At 40.2% G+C, this 19641-nt stretch carries 19 protein-coding genes, 1 tRNA gene and 1 pseudogene; 11 read left to right on the forward strand and 10 right to left on the reverse strand.

What is annotated here, in order from left to right:
- Positions 1–64: 64 nt before the first annotated feature.
- Both prfA and rpsT read right to left on the reverse strand, forming a co-directional pair.
- Positions 65–1132, reverse strand: coding sequence for a peptide chain release factor 1 (gene prfA / locus CDOM15925_RS08095; RefSeq protein WP_169942905.1), 1068 nt, complete (start codon positions 1130–1132; stop codon positions 65–67).
- Between the two features lie 14 nt (positions 1133–1146).
- Positions 1147–1419: a 30S ribosomal protein S20 gene (gene rpsT / locus CDOM15925_RS08100; RefSeq protein ID WP_169942906.1), complete on the reverse strand. Its 273-nt coding sequence runs from the start codon at positions 1417–1419 to the stop codon at positions 1147–1149.
- A gap of 181 nt (positions 1420–1600) precedes the next feature.
- Here rpsT and glmM point away from each other — a divergent pair, with 181 nt between their 5' ends.
- The 4 genes from glmM to hemJ all read left to right on the forward strand — a co-directional run bounded on the left by glmM (position 1601) and on the right by hemJ (position 4296).
- Entirely contained in the window at positions 1601–2944 is a 1344-nt protein-coding gene (gene glmM / locus CDOM15925_RS08105; RefSeq protein ID WP_169942907.1) for a phosphoglucosamine mutase, read from the forward strand.
- Entirely contained in the window at positions 2937–3389 is a 453-nt protein-coding gene (lspA, locus tag CDOM15925_RS08110; RefSeq protein WP_169942908.1) for a signal peptidase II, read from the forward strand. Before glmM ends, lspA begins: the two co-directional genes overlap by 8 nt.
- A gap of 98 nt (positions 3390–3487) precedes the next feature.
- Positions 3488–3850 carry an NINE protein gene (locus tag CDOM15925_RS08115; RefSeq protein WP_169942909.1) on the forward strand — a complete coding sequence of 121 codons (363 nt, stop codon included), beginning with the start codon at positions 3488–3490 and terminating at the stop codon, positions 3848–3850.
- An 11-nt stretch (positions 3851–3861) separates the two neighbouring features.
- Entirely contained in the window at positions 3862–4296 is a 435-nt protein-coding gene (gene hemJ / locus CDOM15925_RS08120) for a protoporphyrinogen oxidase HemJ (RefSeq protein ID WP_169942910.1), read from the forward strand.
- Positions 4297–4439: 143 nt separating this feature from the next.
- Here the strand turns inward: hemJ and CDOM15925_RS08125 are convergent, their stop codons facing one another.
- From CDOM15925_RS08125 to proB, 7 genes are all read right to left on the reverse strand, one after another.
- The gene (locus CDOM15925_RS08125; protein WP_169942911.1) at positions 4440–5174 is read right to left on the reverse strand and encodes a TonB family protein; all 735 of its coding nucleotides are present in this window, start codon (positions 5172–5174) and stop codon (positions 4440–4442) included.
- On the reverse strand, positions 5171–6439 hold the full coding sequence (locus tag CDOM15925_RS08130; RefSeq protein WP_249934719.1) for a WG repeat-containing protein: 1269 nt from the start codon (positions 6437–6439) through the stop codon (positions 5171–5173). Before CDOM15925_RS08130 ends, CDOM15925_RS08125 begins: the two co-directional genes overlap by 4 nt.
- A gap of 9 nt (positions 6440–6448) precedes the next feature.
- Positions 6449–7381: a DUF4299 family protein gene (locus CDOM15925_RS08135; protein WP_169942913.1), complete on the reverse strand. Its 933-nt coding sequence runs from the start codon at positions 7379–7381 to the stop codon at positions 6449–6451.
- A gap of 56 nt (positions 7382–7437) precedes the next feature.
- Entirely contained in the window at positions 7438–8226 is a 789-nt protein-coding gene (gene proC / locus CDOM15925_RS08140; protein WP_169942914.1) for a pyrroline-5-carboxylate reductase, read from the reverse strand.
- Positions 8223–9164, reverse strand: a complete 942-nt coding sequence (locus tag CDOM15925_RS08145) for a DUF3137 domain-containing protein (protein WP_169942915.1) — start codon at positions 9162–9164, stop codon at positions 8223–8225. The genes proC and CDOM15925_RS08145 overlap by 4 nt, the downstream gene beginning before the upstream one ends.
- A 190-nt stretch (positions 9165–9354) precedes the next feature.
- Positions 9355–10602, reverse strand: coding sequence for a glutamate-5-semialdehyde dehydrogenase (locus tag CDOM15925_RS08150; protein WP_169942916.1), 1248 nt, complete (start codon positions 10600–10602; stop codon positions 9355–9357).
- 8 nt (positions 10603–10610) lie between these two features.
- The gene (gene proB, locus CDOM15925_RS08155; protein WP_169942917.1) at positions 10611–11729 is read right to left on the reverse strand and encodes a glutamate 5-kinase; all 1119 of its coding nucleotides are present in this window, start codon (positions 11727–11729) and stop codon (positions 10611–10613) included.
- A 207-nt stretch (positions 11730–11936) separates the two neighbouring features.
- Here proB and CDOM15925_RS08160 point away from each other — a divergent pair, with 207 nt between their 5' ends.
- Genes CDOM15925_RS08160 through CDOM15925_RS08175 form a run of 4 tightly spaced genes read left to right on the forward strand, consistent with a single transcriptional unit; the run spans position 11937 to position 15389 of the window.
- The gene (locus CDOM15925_RS08160; RefSeq protein WP_169942918.1) at positions 11937–13088 is read left to right on the forward strand and encodes an ABC transporter substrate-binding protein; all 1152 of its coding nucleotides are present in this window, start codon (positions 11937–11939) and stop codon (positions 13086–13088) included.
- Positions 13078–14118, forward strand: a complete 1041-nt coding sequence (locus CDOM15925_RS08165) for a FecCD family ABC transporter permease (protein ID WP_169942919.1) — start codon at positions 13078–13080, stop codon at positions 14116–14118. Before CDOM15925_RS08160 ends, CDOM15925_RS08165 begins: the two co-directional genes overlap by 11 nt.
- The gene (locus CDOM15925_RS08170) at positions 14115–14888 is read left to right on the forward strand and encodes an ABC transporter ATP-binding protein (RefSeq protein ID WP_169942920.1); all 774 of its coding nucleotides are present in this window, start codon (positions 14115–14117) and stop codon (positions 14886–14888) included. The genes CDOM15925_RS08165 and CDOM15925_RS08170 overlap by 4 nt, the downstream gene beginning before the upstream one ends.
- 48 nt (positions 14889–14936) lie before the next feature.
- Positions 14937–15389, forward strand: coding sequence for a 2-thiouracil desulfurase family protein (locus tag CDOM15925_RS08175; protein WP_169942921.1), 453 nt, complete (start codon positions 14937–14939; stop codon positions 15387–15389).
- 65 nt (positions 15390–15454) lie between these two features.
- On the opposite strand, the gene CDOM15925_RS08180 is transcribed toward CDOM15925_RS08175, so the two are convergent.
- Complete coding sequence (locus tag CDOM15925_RS08180; RefSeq protein ID WP_169942922.1) at positions 15455–16999, reverse strand: flavocytochrome c; 1545 nt, start codon at positions 16997–16999, stop codon at positions 15455–15457.
- A 304-nt stretch (positions 17000–17303) separates the two neighbouring features.
- Between CDOM15925_RS08180 and CDOM15925_RS10275 the strand changes: the two are divergent.
- From CDOM15925_RS10275 to CDOM15925_RS08190, 3 genes and pseudogenes are all read left to right on the forward strand, one after another.
- A pseudogene (locus CDOM15925_RS10275) lies at positions 17304–18029 on the forward strand (cache domain-containing protein); the annotation flags it as partial.
- Positions 18030–18758: 729 nt separating this feature from the next.
- Positions 18759–19199, forward strand: coding sequence for a methyl-accepting chemotaxis protein (locus CDOM15925_RS10280; RefSeq protein WP_502707286.1), 441 nt, complete (start codon positions 18759–18761; stop codon positions 19197–19199).
- Positions 19200–19318: 119 nt separating this feature from the next.
- A tRNA-Val gene (locus CDOM15925_RS08190) sits at positions 19319–19394 on the forward strand.
- Positions 19395–19641: the final 247 nt, after the last annotated feature.

Genomic DNA, 19641 nt, shown 5'->3' on the forward strand with positions numbered 1-19641 from the left:
AACTTAAGTTAAATAATAGAAAAAAGTAACTAATAGTTTAATATAATTTTTATATATGATAAATTTATAACCCGGCAGCAGCTATAGCTTCGGCTTGATGATGAGCGATAAGAGGCTCTATTATCTCGTCAAAAAGCCCACCCGCCATGATCGCATCTAAACGATAAAGAGTTAAGTTTATACGGTGGTCGCTTATGCGATTTTGAGGGAAGTTGTAGGTGCGAATTCGACCGCTTCTATCTCCTGTGCCTACTTGACTCTTGCGCTCGCTAGTCTCTTTTGCAAGGCGCTCAGCCTCTTGCATCTCATAAAGGCGAGCTTTAAGCACTTTCATAGCAGCTTCTTTGTTTTTATGCTGGCTTTTTCCGTCCTGATTGGTTACGACAAGTCCCGTTGGAATATGTGTGATACGCACGGCACTATCGGTTGTGTTTACGCTTTGTCCGCCGTGTCCGGAGCTTCGCATAACGTCGATTCTTAAGTCGCTTGGATTTATCTCCACTTCGCTATCTTCAACCTCCGGCATGATTGCGACAGTAACGGCCGAAGTATGGACTCTTCCCTGACTTTCAGTCTCAGGCACACGCTGAACCCTATGTGTTCCGCCTTCGTATTTTAGCCTTGAATATGCGCCGTTTCCTTTTACGAGCAATATTATCTCTTTAAACCCGCCCGTGTTGCCTTCGCTTTGGCTTACTACTTCAAATTTGTATCCGCGAAGCTCGGTATAGCGCACATAGGCGTTAAAAAGATCGCCCACAAATAGTGCTGCTTCATCCCCACCGGTTCCTGCACGAATTTCAAGGAATATGTTTTTATCGTCGTTTGGATCTTTTGGAAGAAGTAGAATTTTTATCTCTTCTTCAAGCTCGGCTTTACGGATTTCAAGGCTCTTTAGCTCATCTTTAGCAAGCTCGCCAAGCTCAGCGTCATCAAGTAGAAGTTTGTTTTCGTCAATGTCGGCTAAAATTTGCAAATACTCTTTAGAGGCATTTCTGATATCTTCTATACTTGATTGCTCTTTGGAGAGCTTGGTCATATTTGCGATATCTTGAGTAATTGAAGGATCGCTTAACAGACGAGAAAGTTCGTCATAGCGATCCAAAAACGGTTGCAGTTTATTAGCTAACATTTAAAATTTAGTGATTAAGCAGCTGTGTTTAGAGTATTTACAAGCTTCGCCAAGCGTCCAACACGGCGTGAAGCTGTTTGTTTTTTCAAAAATCCTTTACTAACAAAGCTGTGCAGGCTTTTATTAGCTTCTTTTAGCGCTTTTAAAGCAGTCTCTTTATCGCCAGCTTCTACGGCTACACGTACGGCTTTTGTGATATTCTTAAGTCTTGTGCGATAAAATCTGTTTCTTTCGGTTCTTTTTATCGTCTGTCTAGCTCTTTTTTCAGCAGATTTATGGTTTGCCATAATATACCTTTTTCATAATTTTAGTCCGTGATTATATAAAATTTAGTTTTAAATAGCGCTTAATTTAAGTGAAATTTAAAGCAGTCAAAATTCACGTATTTAAATTTGTGAAATTTTGATAGAATACAACAAATTTTATCATAGATAAGGCAAAACAGCTTTTAAATCATGAAGGATAAATATGAAACTATTCGGTACCGACGGAGTTAGAGGCAAGGCGGGAGCTAAACTATCTGCGCAAACTTCCATGAGGCTGGCGATGGCTGCTGGAATTTATTTTCGTAAATTTGCTCAAGTTACTAATACCATCTTACTTGGCAAAGACACTAGAAGAAGCGGATATATGATAGAAACAGCCATCGTTGCGGGGCTTACCGCGGTTGGCTATAACGTGCGCCAAATCGGTCCTATGCCTACACCTGCGATTGCGTTTTTAACCGAAGATATGCGCTGTGATGCGGGCATCATGATAAGCGCGAGCCACAATCCATACTACGATAACGGTATCAAATTTTTTGATAAACACGGCAATAAACTAACCGAAGATGCCGAAGCCGAGATAGAAAAAATTTATTTTGACGATGAGTTAATCTCTCAAAGCCAAAAACATATGCTTGAAATCGGCGCTTCAAAGAGAATCGATGACGTTATCGGTCGCTACATCGTTCATATCAAAAATTCCTTTCCGAAATCTTTGACTTTGCACGGAATAAGAGTCGTTTTAGACGTAGCAAACGGCGCTGCTTACAGAGTGGCTCCGACGATATTTAGCGAGCTTGGCGCGGAAACCATCGTGATAAACGATGAGCCAAACGGAAGCAACATAAATCTAAACTGCGGCGCGCTCTATCCGCAAAATTTAGCAAGCGAAGTCGTGAGATTAAGAGCTGATATCGGACTTGCTTTTGACGGAGACGCCGATAGGCTTGTCGTAGTTGATGAAACGGGTGAAGTGGCAAACGGAGACGCGCTTATTGGAGTGCTTGCGATGTATCTTCATAAAAACAAAGCCTTAAAAGGCGGCGGAGTGGTGGCTACGGTAATGAGCAACGCCGCACTTGAAGACTACCTTACAAAGCATAAAATAAAGCTGCTTCGCGCAAACGTAGGCGATAAATACGTACTTGAGATGATGCAAGAAAACGGTATAAATTTTGGCGGCGAACAAAGCGGACACATAATCTTTTCAGATTACGCCAAAACAGGCGATGCTCTCGTGGCTGCGATGCAGTTTATCGCTTGCATGCTAACTCAAGGCAAAAAAGCAAGCGAAATTTTAAGCGAGATCAAGCCATATCCGCAAATTTTGCTAAATTTAAAAGTCGCAGATAAAAAACCTCTTGAGAGCATAGAAGGACTAAAAGCACTCGAAGAAAATCTCAAAAAAGACGGAATCAGACCTTTATTTAGATACTCGGGAACCGAAAATTTAATCCGCCTTCTGCTTGAAGGAAAATGCCCCGACAAAGTGCAAAAACGAATGGATGAAGTGGAAAAATTCTTCACTAAAGCTCTAAATGCCTAGAGTTTTCATTAAATTTTTTATAGCTTTTTTTGTCGTTTTTATAGCCGATCAGCTCATTAAGCAAATTTTCTTAAACGGCTTTACCTGGCAGGGAGAATACTTCTCTTTGGTGCTTGCGTTTAACAAAGGTGTTGCCTTTTCGATTTTTGCAAGCCTTGGCGAGTGGCTTAAATTCATCCAAGTAGCTCTTATCGTAGCCGTTTTTGCATATCTTGTCTGGCAAAAAGAAATTTTAAAAGATCACACCATAGCTATTGGAATTTTGCTTGGTGCGGGCAGCTCAAACATTCTTGATCGCTTCGTGCATGGCGGAGTTGTGGATTATGTTTATTGGCATAAGTGGTTTAGTTTTGCTATTTTTAACCTTGCAGATGTTATGATTGACGTTGCGGTTTGTATTATCTTGTGGCAAAGCTTTAAAAAGCCAAAAGGTACGGTCAAATAAAAGCCGAGCGGGTACTAGCAAACGCGTAAAGTCGCATTTAAATTTTATAAATTTGATGCAAATTCGCTTAAATTTATAAAACTTAAAAAGGATGAAAAATGGGAAACAACGTATATATCGCTTATGCGCTTTGGCTGTTTTGCGGCTGGTTCGGGGCGCATCGCATATATCTTGGCAAATTTATCAGCGGATTTTTTATGATGACGCTGTTTTTTATGGGCTCGATGACATATTGGATACTGATAGGTTGGCTGTTTTGGCTGATTTGGGGTATTTGGTGGCTGTTTGATATATATCTTACGGGTGTTCATGTAGAGAAAAATTTGCAAAAAGACGAACTTAAACACGAGCTTAAAAAGCAAGATCTCGAAGCTCAGCTCAAAAGGCTTTATGAGCTTTACGAAGAGGGCAGGATAAGCAAAGCCGAATTTGAAGCTAGAAAAGAAATTTTATTTAGATAAAAGGAGAGTAAATGGCGGAATACTATAATCTCATTAAGTATTTTCACTACTTGGCGTTCATATCGTGGATGGCAGTGTTGTTTTATCAACCGCGCCTATACGTATATCACGCAGAGCATATGGATAAACCCGACTTCGTAAAGGTGGTCGAGGTTCAAGAGTATAAGATGTATCACTATGTGGGCTGGGTTTCTATCATCGGCACGTTTTTAACGGGAATTTTGATACTTGTGGCGATACCTGACCTGCTTAAAAGCGGATATGTGCATGTAAAGCTTACCGTAGTCGTGCTGCTAGCGATATACCATCTTGATCTTGGCAGATACATGAAACTGCTTCGCGAAAAACGCTGTAACAAGTCAGGTATGTTCTTTCGTGCATACAACGAGGTGCCTACTATAGCCATGGTCATCATCATCTGGATGATGGTCTATAAACCGTTTTAAAATTTAGCGTCTTAGGGCGCTAAATTTATCTTTTTTTACTATAACTGTTTTATTCTTACTATCCAATCAAATAAGTAAAATTCTCACATTGCTAAACAAGTTTAATAAATTTACATAAAACAATCTCACGCTGCTTATCAACATTACCCGGACACCCTATAACTGATCGGAGCTATTATTTGAGTATCACGGCTAGGCTTTGGGAATTTGGCTGAAATTTCTTTGATAGTTTTAATCGCCGCATCGTCTAAAATTTTATGCCCCGAACTATTTTTTATCTTGATATCTTTTATCTGTCCGTGTGGAGTAAGCGTGAATTGTGCTACAACTTTTCCGCTAATTCCAAGTTCTAAAGCCTCGTTTGGATAAGTAGCGTATCTTGAAATAATACTTGCTATACTATCATCGCTATCATTGCTATCATCGATATCGCCGCTTAAAAATTCGCCGTTTTGGCTAAAAAAAGCAGTCGCCTTTCCCTTTTGCGCCTCTATCTCGCCACTGCTTAAAAAGCTGATTTTGGTAAATTTCACAGGCACTAAGACCTTGCCGTTTCTATCCGCAACTCCCCAGTTTAATCCATCCAGCGCGATTAAAACAAGCCCGCTCTTATGTAAAAAGACATGTTCGTAAATCGCAGGGATTATAAACTCGCCATTTTTATCAATCAGCCCGTGCTTGCAAATCTTATCGCAACCATCAACCACTACGGCGACTTCATCGCTAAATTCATAAGCCAAATCATATCTAGGCGAGATAATCTCAAAGCCGTTTTTATCGGTGTAGCCGAATTTTCCGCCTGACTCAAATGGCGAAATTTCAGCAGCAATAACAAAAGCGGCTAAAATCAAAAACGCAAAATAAGCTTTAAATTTCATCTGTTAATGCGCTTTACTAAGCCCCATTTGCCATCTTTTTGGGCTGCAAAAATATCCGCTTGTACGTGATATGCCATATCATAAATTATCGGCAAAACTATCTTGTTATTTTTGTCTATAAAGCCCTGTTTGCCGGATTTTTTAACCCAAGCGATCTCGTCTTTAAAATTTGCGATAGCTTCGTATTCAAGCGGGATTATAAATTTGAAATTTTTATCCACTACGCCGTATTTACCGCTTTTTGCAACTACAGCTAAACCGTCTTTAAAGATATCGGCATCATCAAATTCAAAATCCATGACAAATTTCCCGCTCATATCCGTAAAGCCAAATTTACGGCTTGCAACTACGCCGTTTAAGTGCCTTTTGTATTTTTGAACCATGACAAAATTTTCGCCTGATATCGTTGCGTTATCAAATTTTAAAGGCACAACTTCCTTGCCGCTAGTATCGATAACACCCCATTTTTCGCCTTTGCTAACTTCGGCAAAGCCGTTTTTAAAATCCGCAGCCGTGTCGTAAATTTTATCTATCACGAGCTTGCCTGTTTTATCCATATAGCCTTGCTTGCAAAAGCCGACCCTGGAAAGTCCGTCGTTAAAAGCGCCGGTTAAATAATCGCCCTGCAAGACTGCGTTTAAATTCTCATCTATAAATTTCGCCCTCTCCTCGCCACGCTTTCTAGCTATAAAAAGTCCGCTTTTATCAACGATAATATGCTCTTCGTATTCTACGGGCAAGACAATCTTGCCGGAAGTGTTTATAAGACCCGCTTTTCTATCTTTATACTCAAAAATTTTGGCGAATTTATCATCTATCCAATAAGCTTGATCGTATATTATAGGCGTTACGATTTTTCCGTTTTTGTCTATAAAACCCTGTTTGCCGTCTTTTGACACCTTTGCGATGCCGTTATTAAACAAAAAGCCGCTAACGCCTTTATTTAAAAGAAAAACAGGCTCATACTCCATGGCGATTACGACCTTGCCTCTCTTATCGATGAAGCCGTATTTTGCGGTGCTATCTGTTATCTTGGCAACTATGGCAAGCCCTTCTTTGAATTGCGAAAGATAGTCGTAAGCAAACGGCAAAATTTCCCTTCCTTCTAAATCTATAACGCCGTATTTGCCGTCTTTTTTAACGCTTATCAACCCTTCTGCGGAAAAAGAAAGCTCATCATAGATAAAAGGCGCTATGATTTTTTCTGTTTCTGCCGCCTGCACAAAAAGCCCCATACTAGCGATACCCGCCATGATAAATTTCATTATTTTCAATCACTCGCCCTCCGCTTCAAGTCTATTTTTACACTTTGAAATAAGCTCGTTTAACTCCTCACGCAAAAGCCCTTTGACCACCATATAATTTGCGTCTAAAAACTCAAATTTATCTTTAGGCAAATTTGATATAAAATCATCATACCTAATCGTGCCGATGACCTTATAATCCTCTAAATTCTCGCTATCGCCATCAATCGCCACTAGCGATATAACCCACTCAATCTCTTCATTTTTTATATCAAGATTTATATTTTCAACCATCGGTTCATAAGGCAAGATAGTATCAAGCTCTTGCGTAAGGGCGTAACTGCCCAGCACTGCGCCGTCGTCTTTTTTGTAAAATGCCTGATTGGCGCTAAAAGCGTCATGGTATTGAGTGCGCTTGATAAGCTCGTCAAATTCTTTTACCGCATCGCTGCCGGCTAAAATTTCTTCAGCCATCTTAGAGCTTATGGCAACAGGTCTATAAACGCCTTGCATATACATCATATCATGGTCTCTTAGCGCATTTAACCCCGCTTTTATATCGCGTTCGTAGTCAAATTTCTCTATCTTATCAGGGCTAAATTTCTCATCCTCTTCGCTTACGATATCGCTTCCCATGCGATGGGCCAAATTTTTCATGTATTCAAGAGCTATTTTCCAATCAAAGCTCGTGCTTGGCGTGAGAATTCGAACGCTATAGCTTTTGATTTCGGGCTCATAAGATAGCTCAAACCCGCGCCCGCTTACTCCGTCAACCCCCAAAAGCAAGCAGGTATAATCACTCAGCTTTGAAGAGTAAAAGCTCTCCACGTCAAAGTCCTCCCCACTCTCATCAAAGCTAAATTGCGTGATATTTGGCGAGATGTTAAAACACTCTTCCACGCTTAAAACATCTGCATAAGAAAGGAATTTCTTCTTGTTTTTAATGTTAAAACTTACACTCACGGCTTACTCCTTAAGTTTATTTATGATTTTAGCGGATGAGGCTTGCGAATTTAGACTTAAATTTTGCCGTTTGCCTTATCCACGGCGGCATTTACTGCCTCTATCACGGCTGATCTAAAACCTCTTTCTTCAAGCACTCTAAGCGCTTCTATCGTAGTTCCCGACGGCGAGCAGACCTCATCTTTAAGCACTGCGGGATGCTTGCCGCTTTTTAGCACCATATCCGCACTTCCTGCGATGCTTGCCGCAACTATATCGTAAGCCTTGGCGCGAGGAATTCCGTTTAGCACTCCCGCATCGGCTAAAGCCTCAATAAATACAAATACATATGCAGGCAAGCTTCCTGCAATACCCACAAACGCCCCCATGAGCGACTCGTTTATCTCATGCGCCGTTCCGAAGCAAGCAAGTAGGTTCATCACGCTATCTTTTTCTTGAGCGCTTAAATTTTCTCCGAAACTTACCGCCGTCACACCCTCGCCGATCGCCGCAGGAGTGTTTGGCATGGTTCTTACTATCTTTTTGTTTTCGCCGATTATGCTCGCTACTTTTTCTATGCTGAAATTTGGCGCTAAAGTAATGATAATCTGCTCTTTTATATCTTTTTTGATCAAATTTAAGAGATTTTCATAACAGTTTGGCTTAACGGCAAGCACGACTATATCTGCGTTTTGCACTACTTCACGCTCATTAGCAAGCGGAGTGATGCCAAATTTGAACTTTAAATTCTCGTTTTTGCTTCTATCATAGACGAAAATCTCCGCCAAATCAGCAAATTTAGAATTTGCAACTGCCGCTATCATCGCGCTTCCCATATTCCCCGCGCCGATAAATCCTATTTTCATCTTTTCTCCTTATTTATCATCAAATTTAGCTCTTTAATAATATCTAAAATATCTCTTATTTGCGCTTGAATATTATGAGCCTTTTTTACACTTACTGATTTGCTAAATATAGAGGTTTGAAATTTATCGGAAGAGTCATTTAAAAATAGATAAAATTTATCATCCACAAAAGCCGCACATAGGCTAAATTTATCGTTTAAATTTTGCATCAAAGCAGATAGGCGCTTCATAAAAGAATATGTTAGAAAATCTCTTGCTTTAGTCTCATCTTCCGTAAATACGCAAAACTCACCTGCAAAATCAATATTATCGACAGATCTTTTATCGCTAAAACGCTCAGCAGCAAGCTCTTGATTAACTATTATAATTTGATCTTCAAACTCCTTATTAAGCTCGCAAATCAAAACGCTACCACTAAAATTATCATTGGCAAATCTTTCGTAAATAATAGCGGCAATCGATAAAGCAAAAAGCAACATATTTTCTGCGCATAAATAGGAATTATTAATATTTTTTGCCTCGCTAAAATAAAATTTTATCCCGTATAGTTCACCGCTTATCTGATCCTCTCCTTTGATATTAACACGCCTAAAAATGCCAACTTTTTTAAATTCGCTTTGCTTAACTCCTTCCCAATGCTCATATTTTAAATTTAGCTCAAGATCGGTGATTGCTGTCTTTACAAAAACATCTTTATAAAAAAGCAGATAGTCGTTTTCGCTATTTAGCAACACATACAAGAAGTATAAACAAGATACAATAAAAACAATACCACAAATTGTACCTATTATAATCTTTACAACTGTCGTACTTGCGAAAGACCAGGCAAAAAATATCAAACATACAAACAGAGCAAATAAAACCGATATTTTTATAACTGTTTTTTGATATTCGATTTGCTTTTGTCTAGTAAGCAAAATGGCTTGATTTAAATCCATATTTATCCTTAAATTAAAACAATCAAATCAAAAATCAGGCTAAGCACAAAGCAAGCAATCGTACATTTTTAGAAGCGGTTTTTGATTAGGCAAGGCGAAATTTAATTTTTAAGTGCAGACTAAACACTTAGTCTACTAAGCTTGAAAATAAAATTTCAACTTGGCGTAAGTATAAAAAAACCAAGCCTTATTAGCGAATTTGGCCGTTTCCTCTAACGACATATTTAACCGTCGTAAGCTCTTTTACGCCCATCGGTCCGCGTGCATGAAGCTTTTGCGTACTGATACCTATCTCCCCGCCAAAGCCAAATTCTCCTCCATCACTAAATCGCGTAGAGGCATTAGCATACACAACCGCACTATCAACCGCATTTAAAAACTTCTCGATATTTTCATAATTTTGGCTTAAGATACTATCAGAATGCCCGCTTGAATGCGAATTTATATAGCTTATCGCTTCGCTAGTGTCCTGCACCGATTTTACCGCCAAAACAAGGTCTAAAAACTCCTCTCCGAAGTCCTCCTTGCTCGCAAGGCGCACATTGCTAAAACCGCCAAAATTTTCATATAAATTTCTATCAAGTCTTAGCTCGACATTATCAAGTTTAGCGATCAAGCTAGGCAAAATTTCATCGGCTATCTTTTCGTGTAAAAGCACGCATTCAACGCTATTACAAGTGCTTGGACGCTGAGTTTTGGCGCTTTTTATAATCTCTATGGCTTCGTTTAAATTCGCACTCTCATCAACATAGATATGACACACTCCCGCACCCGTCTCTATGACCGGAATCGTTGCGTTTTGGATGATAAATTCCTTTAAATTTTTACCTCCGCGCGGGATTAGGACATCGATAAATTCGTGCATTTTTATCATTTCGCTTACGGCATTGCGATCCGTGTTTATAATGAGCTGCACGGCATTTTTAGAAAGAGAGAATTTGTCTGCGACTCTATTAAACAAATTTACAAGAAATTTATTCGAGCTTATCGCATTTGCAGAGCCTCTTAAGATAACGGCGTTTGAGGATTTAAGCGCCAAAGCGGCAGCATCTATAGTGACGTTTGGACGGGATTCGTAGATGATGCCAAGCACGCCAAGAGGCACGCGAATTTTGCTTATCTGCATGCCGTTTTTATGCCTCCATCCATCTAAAATTTCTCCGATAGGATCGGGAAAATTTGCAAGCTCTAGCACGCCTTGCGCCATCGCTTCGATCCTAGAATCACTCAGCTTAAGTCTATCAAGAAGCGCCGCGCTCAAACCTGACTTTTCGCCGTTTTCAAGATCGATCAAATTTGCCGCTTTTATCTCCTCTTTGCAAGCTAAAATTTCACTTGCGACGGCTCTTAAAATTTCATTTTTTGTGCTTGCACTTAAGTTTAAAAGCTCGGTGCAAGATGCTTTTGCCTTTTGACAAATTTCTAAAATTTCACTCATTTTATCTCCTAAACCAACATCAAATTATCAATATGCACGACATTATCATCGTATTTGTGTCCCAAAATTTCCTCTATATCTTCGCTTTTTCGCCCTTTGATGAGCGCGATTTCGCTTGATGAGTAGTTGCTGATACCCTTTGCTACAAGCTTGCTTCCTGTGGTTATCTTCACTACCTGACCGCGCTTGAATTCTCCTTGCACCTCGCAAATGCCTACAGCCAGCAAGCTCTTGCCGTTTTTTAACGCTTTTAAGGCTCCGTCATCAATTATCAGATTTCCCTTTTGAGACGTGCCGTAAGCAAGCCAATATTTGCGTGAATTTATCTTTTTATCTTGGCGTAAAAAGAGCGTTCCCACATCTTCGCCATTAACTGTGCGCACGATATTTGCAGGATCTTCTCCGCTTGTGATGATCAAATTTGTGCCGATTTTAGTAGCCATTTCAGCGGCAATAATCTTCGTTTTCATTCCGCCGGTGCCAAATTTGCTCCCCTCGCCCTCAGCCATATTTTTGATGCTCTCGTCGATATTTTCTACCGAATTTATGAGTTTTGCGTCTTTAAATTTGCTCGGATTTTTATCATAAAGCCCGTTAATATCGCTTAAAATTATAAGCAAATCGGCATCAACCAAACCCGCCACAAGGGCCGAAAGAGTGTCGTTATCGCCTACTTTCAGCTCGTCGCTTACGACAGGATCGTTTTCGTTTATAATTGGAATTATCTTTTTATCAAGTAGAGCGTTGCAGACGTTTCTTGCGTTTAGATACCTTTGACGATCGCTAAAATCGCCCCTTGTAAGCAAAAGCTGCGCGATAGTCTTTGAATGCGACCAAAAAAGAATTTGATAAAGATGCATTAAAGCCACTTGTCCCACACTTGCAACTGCTTGTTTTTCGCTTAGAGCTTTTGGTTTTTGAGTTAAATTTAACTGTCCCATACCCGCTCCGACCGCACCTGAGGTAACGAGTAAAATTTCATATCCTAAATCGCTAAGCGCACTTAAATTCGCAACTATTTTTTTAATCTTATCCTCATTAAGCTTGCCGTCGCTTTTAGTAAGCGTTGAAGTGCCGACCTTAACGACGATTTTGCGAACATCTTTTAAGAGCTTTTTTCTGTCCATCTCAAACCTTAAATTTGGCTTTTAAATTTATCAAAAGTATAGTATGGCTATGCTTTTAAAGCCTTAAATTTAGCCGTGAATTTTCAAATTTCAATCATTTAAGTAAGACTGATAATCAAAAAATATGCTTAAATAATATTAAATTATTTTTTATCATATTTTAGCTAACATCATAAAAGCTGAAATTTATCGCTGAAAGGGGCATTTATGAGGTTTTTATTAGCTGTTTTTATGATTATAAATTTGGCGTTTGGCACTAGCGTCATAAAAGATATGCGCGGTGTAGAGGTAAAGATCGCCGAACCGCTTACGAAGATAGCGACTATCGATGATGGCTTTGTCGAAGGCGTAATGACACATCTTGGTGTGATTGACAAGGTTAAGGTTATCGGCTCTTGGTCGATGAAAAGAGACTACAAATACTCCTTCACAAGGCGCTCGGGCGAGAGCTACACGCTTCGCGGCTGGAACACGATGAAGTATCTTCACCCTTGGCTTGATGAACTAACCTGCATAAATTCACCGCAAGGAAACGTGATAAACTTTGAAAATTTAGCCAACGAAAATCCGCAGCTCGTCATCCTTCGCGTCGGTGACTGCACACTTAGAGGCTCAAACAAAGACGCGGTTGAAAAGACAATATCAACCATAGAAGCCCTCGGTCTTCCGCTTGTAGTGATTTATGCTCCTCAAGGAGCTGAAATTTCGACGATGAAAGAGGAGATGAGAGTTCTTGGCGACGTGTTTAATCAAAGGCAAAAGGCGCTTAAGCTATTTGAATATCTTGACAGCACTCAAAAGCTCATCGAGGAGCGAACAGCCAAGCTAAAAGATAGCGAAAAGGTAAGCATGCTTTATATGGGGCTTAATCCAAACGTCCGCAAAAACGGCGGTATGGCGACAGCTTACGGAGTAAATACGCCCGAATCTTTCATCATACAAAATGTCGCAGGTGCTAAAAACGCATTTACGGGCGATGGCACAAACGTGATCTTAAGCACCGAGCAGCTTTACGCGATAAATCCTGATGTGATCGTGCTTCCTACATCAAACGGCTATCACCCTGCAAGTGAGCTTCTAGACTCTCCTGACTTTGAAAAGCTAGGTGAGCTAAAAGCGGTGCAAAACAAGCGCGTATATGCGATGCCTTGGTCGCCGATGAACTGCGCTAGACGCGTTGAATACCCTATCGACATGCTAATCATCGCAAAAGCTGCGTATCCAAAGCTATTTAGTGACATAAAGGTTCATGAGTTCGTGCTTAAATTTTATAAGGACGTTTACGGCGTAGATGATGCTACGGCTAAGGCGCTAAGAAGCGAGCAAATTTTAGACTGGACCGTGGAAGATGACTTCTAGCGAGCATGCTAAGTCTAAATTTGAATCAAAATATGTATTTTTAATATTTCTCGTCGCGATACTTGCCGTTTGCATGGTCGCGGCACTCATGCTTGGGGATTATAAAATTTCCGTTAGCAAGATAATCGGCGTGCTTGGACTTAAGCTGTTTGACTTAGAGGCTTCAGGTATCAGCAGGATCGATCAGATCGTAGTTTTTGATATCAGGATGCCTCGAATTTTAACCGCAGCCATCATCGGCTTTGCCCTATCAAACGCGGGTGCCGTGTATCAAGCCTGTTTTAGAAATCCGCTTGTCGAGCCGTTTATCCTAGGAGCTAGCTCGGGAGCTGCGCTTGGAGCGGCATTTGGGATCATATTTGCTGGATTTTTCCTAAGCATAACGGCAAGCGCGTTTATGTTTTCGCTTTTGGCGGTATTTTTATCATACACTTTGGCGCGAAACGGCGGCATAGTGCCTGTGGTGGGGCTCATACTTTCAGGCGTGATCGTAGGCTCGATATTTTCGGCAGGCGTTTCCATCATCAAGTATGTAAGCGAGGATGCACAACTTCGCGAGATAACGTTTTGGATGATGGGTGGCTTATACTACTCCAAATGGGACGCGCTTGGCGAAATTTTAGCAGTCGTTGCGGTATGTTTTGCGGTTTTAAGCGCGCTTTCTTGGAAGCTAAATTTGCTCTCTTTAGGAGATAATCAAGCAAAAAGCCTTGGCATAAATCCCGAAAAATACAAATTTATCTTTATCGTCATAGCTACGCTCATGACGGCAACCTGCGTGGCAAATGTCGGCATAATCGCATGGATAGGGCTTATCATGCCGCATGCGGCAAGACTTCTAATAGGACCCGATAACCGCTGGGTGCTACCGATAGCTGGGCTTTTGGGTGCGATTTATCTGCTTATATGCGACACCTTAGCGCGCACGATAACGATGGCTGAAATTCCCGTTGGTATCATCACTTCGCTTGTGGGCGCGCCGTTTTTGATAGTGCTTTTAAGAAGCAAGGCAAAGGAGCTTTTAAAATGAGTTTTTCAAATATGCTTGAAGCTAAAAATTTATCGTTTAGTTATGGGGATTTTGCGCTTAAAAACATAAATTTAAGCGTTAAAAGAGGCACGATCTGCGGACTGCTTGGAGCAAACGGAAGCGGTAAGAGCACATTTTTTAACTGCTGCATGAATTTCTTAGAGCTTAAAGAGGGGGAGATCTTCATTAACTCGCAAAGCTCAAACCGCAAGGACTCATCTTGGCTGGCTAAAAATATCGCTTACGTAGCTCAAAATTTGGAGCTAAATTTCCCATTTTACGCAAAAGATATCGTGCTCATGGGGCGCTCTCCTCACATAAAAAGCATATTTGGTCCAAGCAAAAAGGATAAGCAGATAGTGCGCGAGGCTATGGAATTTATCGGTATATCAGAGCTTGCCGATAAGCGCATGAGCGAACTTAGCGGCGGGCAGCGCCAGCTTGTATTTATCGCGCGTGCTTTGGCGCAAGAGACGCCTTTGATGCTGCTTGATGAGCCCACATCCGCGCTTGATTTTAAAAACCAAATTTTGCTTTGGAAAATTTTGCAAAAGATCGCAAGCGAGGGCAAAACGATCATGATATGCACGCATGAGCCAAACCATATATTATGGTTTTGCGATGAGGTCGTGGCGTTTGACAAAGGCGAAGTGGTAGCTAGAGGCAAGGTAAAAGATATCATAAACAATGAGTTTTTAAAGCGAATTTACGGCGATACTTGCAAATTTAAAAGCCTCAAAGAGCGCGATATAATATTTCCGAATTTATGATTTTAACTTCTAAATAGGTACAATTGGCTTTAAATTTAGGAATTTAAAGTGAAAGAGAAAATTTTAGTAAGCGCCTGCCTGCTTGGCGTAAACTGCAAATACAACGGCTTAAACAACCAAACAGACGAACTTGAGCGCAAATTCAACTATCTTTCTTCAAACTATGAAATTTTATCCGTCTGCCCCGAAGAGCTTGGCGGGCTTGCAACTCCAAGAGAAGTAGCTGAGATAAATGGAGAAAAAGTCTTTACAAAAAGCGGCAAGGACGTAACCGAGCAGTTTTTAAAAGGGGCTAAAATTTGCGCCGATCTAGCCTTAAAAAATGGCTGCAAATTCGCCGTTTTAAAATCTAAAAGTCCAAGTTGTGGAAATGGCTCTATATACGACGGAACATTTAGCAAAACTCTTAAAACAGGCGATGGCTTTACCACAAGAGCTCTAAAGCAACTCGGCGTAAAAATTTTAGATGAAAATTTCAGCTTAGATGATATAAAAAAGTAATTTTGTAGCTATCTAAACTGCAAATTTAAAGAGATTGAGACGCCGCTTGGACGTCTCAAATTTAGTTATAAATTCTCTCCTGCAATCATACCAAAGACTATGCAATCGGTTATTGCATTACTTCCTAGGCGGCTTGCTCCGTGAGTACCGCCTGTGATCTCGCCAGCTGCGTAAAGCCCTGCGATAGGTGCGTTGGTATCAGAACTTATGACTTGAGCTTTTGTGTTTATCTTAAGTCCGCCCATAGTGTGGTGAGGTTTTGGCGATAGGCGTATCGCGTAGTAAGGACCGCTCTCTTTGATGCCCTCGCCTTTTAGCTGATCTACTTTCTTGCCAAATTCATCTTTGCCTGCTTTTACGCCTTCGTTATATTTAGCAACACTTGCTTTTAGCTCATCTGCCGGAATTGAGTAATTTTTCGCCAGATCATCAAGAGTGGCAAACTCTTTCATCACTCCGCTTGTCATGGCCTTTTCAACAAGCTCAGGGTTAAGTTCTCTAAAGCCCTCTTTAGTCGTAAATGTCACAGGGAAAGCCTTAGGATCTTTTACCAGTATCTTAAATTCAGCGTCCGCTCTGGTTTTCCTATCGGCCAGCTCGTTCATGAAGCGCTTGCCGGTCTTCACATCAACCGCTATGCCGTATTTAAACGTACCTTGCTGAGTGAGGATCGGGGCTGAGCCAAAGCCTCTTTCATCAGGGCTTGCCCAAGGACCAAACTGAATCCAATCAATATGCACAGGCATAGCGCCTAGCTTTAGCGCCTTTAAAAGCACGCCTGCGGTTGCGCCTTGGTGGTTTGTAGAATCAACGTTATCAGGGATTCTTGGATCTTGCAGTTTTCTTAAAATTTTATCGTTGCAAAAGCCGCCTGAAGCTAGCACTACACCATCTTTTGCTTTAAACGCTTTTTTCGTTCCGCTTGTGTTTTCAAGGTCGTCGCTAAAGAGTTTGCCGTCAAATTTATACTCCTCTCTTGCCGTTACTCCTACGACTCTACCGCTGTCATCTACGATAAAATCATCCATCTTGGTTCTTTTTAAGAGCTTGCAACCATCAAATTTTTCAAACGCCGTAGCTAGAGGCTGAACTATGCCCGAGCCGCTATCGTTGGTAGTGATCATCGATCTTGCGACACTATGTCCGCCCATCCAAGCGTTGTGGCTGTCTTTAAACTGTGCTCCGTGCTTAACTACAAATTCCAAAGCGTCGTTTGCTCTTGCGGCAATGGTATCAAGAAGCTCGGTGTGATTTATGTTTAGTCCCGCTTTTAAGCAGTCTTCTTTAAAGAGTTCAGGCGAGTCCTTTATGCCGTTTTTTTCTTGAACCTTATTCATCGGAACCGCCATAACTCCGCCGTTGATAGCCGAATTCCCGCCTACGCGTCCCATCTTTTCAATAACAAGAACCTTCTTGCCTCGCTCGGCGGCTTTAACTGCAGCCGCAAGCCCCGCAAAACCCGAACCTATAACGACGACATCAAATTCCTCATCGAATTTAACATCTTTTTGCGCTACGGCAGCCTGTGCATTTATACCGCTAAGTGCGAGAATTCCCGCCGTGGCGGCACCAAATTTCACAAAATCACGTCTTGATAGAGTGTTTTGCATATCGCCTCCTTGTTTAAGATGAAATTTCATGAATTTTAGCAGAATAATGTTTTAATTAATATAATTTTAAATACAAAAATTAAATTTACTTTACAAAAAATATTTTAAAAATTTAAATCATTAAATGAAAAAAGTCAAAATTATATTTTTAAATAAATATTTGTTATAAAAAAATTAGTTTTTACTTTTTATTTGGCTTTTAATTGCGCTTGGCTATAATCCTACCTTTTTTTATAAATTTTAACAAAGGGTAAATTTGAGATCAATTGCGAACAAAATCACACTTATTTTAGTGCTAGCTTTAGTGCTTTGTTTTTCGGCTTTTTCGTATTTTAGCTACGATATAACAAAAGATAAAACTATTTATCTAATGCATCAAGCTCAAGATCAAATTCTAAAAGACGTTGCAAATATCTTTTACGATAAAGAGCAGTTTATCAAGCATATGGGCGAATTTATAAGTAATAAAGACTACAACGATGAGCAGATGACTAATTACCTTAAAGTCGCCAAAGAGCTAAGCGGAAGTATGCTTGCGTATGCGGGATATGAAACATCTATGATGTATAGATCAAACGGCAAAACTCAAAGTGCGGCCGACGGATATGACCCACGCACAAGAGGCTGGTATAAAACTGCAAAAAGCCTAGACAAAGCAGCCTACGCAGAGCCCCATATGTCTGTTAGCGATAAAAAAATGGCAATAGCTTTCACGGCTCCGATTAAGAAAAATGGCGTTTTTGTGGGTGCAACCGCTATAAATTTACCGCTAAGCGACATGATAAGCAAAGTAGTAAGCATAGGCAAAACCGACCACAGCTACGTCTATATAATGAACTCGGAAGGCAAAATTTTAGTCCATCACGTCGAAAAACTTATCGGAGAGACGACAGAGGCTACTAAAAATTTAGTAAATTTGGTAAAAAATAGCAACTATAATGGCAATCAATTTATAGACTACATAAATTCAAGAGGCGAGCGCACATACGCTAAAATAGCCAAAATAAACGACAGAGGATGGCTTGCGGTATCTACTATATCGGGCAAATTTTTAGATGACAGCATAAGTCAGATAGTTTACTCTCAGGCTATTTTGGCATCAATATTTATCACTATACTATCGTTATTGGTGTTTTTTATAATTAAAAAATCCCTTAAGCCTATTAAAATGATCCAACAGGGCTTAAATCAATTTTTTAAATTTGTAACTCATGAAACTACAAGTGCGGATAAAATAACGCTTCACACAAAAGATGAATTTGCCCAAATGGCTGATAATATCAACTCAAATATCGATAAAGTAACTGCCGGCATAAGCAAAGACGCTTGCATGATAGAGGAGATAAACACCACGGCTACAACAATGATAAATGGGCACCTGAACTCAAATTTGGTTTGCGAACCAAATAATCCCGAACTCAAACAGCTAAAAACTCTTTTAAACACGCTATTTAGTTCATTATCACAAAATTTAAAAAACGTAACAAACGCTCTAAACACATATTCTAACAACGACTTTACTCCTCGTATAGAGTGCAACGTAAAGCTTGAAGGCGAACTAAAAGCAATGATAGATGGCGTAAATAATATGGGCGAAGTTGTTTCATCTATGTTAAAAAATAGCCTTGATAACGCAAATAGTTTAAACGATAAGGCTGTATTTTTAACAAATATCGTTCAAAATTTAGACAACGGCGCCAGAAAGCAGGCTTCAAATTTACAAGAAAGCGCGGCAGCGGTTGAGCAGATGAGCGCTTCAATGAGCTCCATCGCTCAACGTTCAGGAGAAGTGATAAGGCAAAGCGAAGATATACAGCACGTAATTGATATCATTAGAGATATTGCGGATCAAACAAACCTGCTTGCGCTTAACGCAGCCATAGAGGCCGCTCGTGCCGGAGAGCACGGCAGAGGCTTTGCTGTGGTTGCAGATGAAGTAAGAAACCTTGCCGAGCGCACTCAAAAGTCGCTTGGCGAGATAGAAGCCAACATCAACGTACTTGTTCAAAGCATCAATGATATGAGTGAGAGCATAAAAGAACAAACAGGAGCCATCTCTCAGATAAACGGCTCGCTAGTAGAGGTTGATACTCTTACAAAGAATAACGTTCAATCAGCTAACGACACAAAAACAATTGCTAACGAAGTAAAAAAGATAGCCGATGAGGGATTAGATCAGGTTAGAAAAAATAAATTTTAGTTTTTAAAGAGTCGAATTTGGCTCTTAAAATTTTGATTTTGTATTTGAAATTTGAGCTTAAAAAGCCAAATTTCAAATAAATTTTAACTTTAACTTGCTACAATACACACCTACTTGATGGTCGCGTAGCTCAGCTGGTAGAGCACTACCTTGACATGGTAGTGGTCGGAGGTTCAAGTCCTCTCGTGGCCACCATTTCTTCCATTCTTTACTTATTCTTAGCATTAACTTCATTTTTATTTTTTAAACCAATAACGTGCAAAACCACTGTTTACATATTTAGTTGTTTGTATGCTACTCAAATGTAATTCGTTGTAATTTCATCAAACGATTTGAATCAAAGTATCGCATTTCTAAAAATACATAAAATTATCCAATTATATTTATTGAATTAACACGAGCGCAAATCTATAACTCAAGCAAGCAAAATGCTTATATTAAG

The sequence above is a fragment of the Campylobacter sp. RM15925 genome (assembly GCF_012978775.1).
Lineage (GTDB): Bacteria > Campylobacterota > Campylobacteria > Campylobacterales > Campylobacteraceae > Campylobacter_A > Campylobacter_A canis.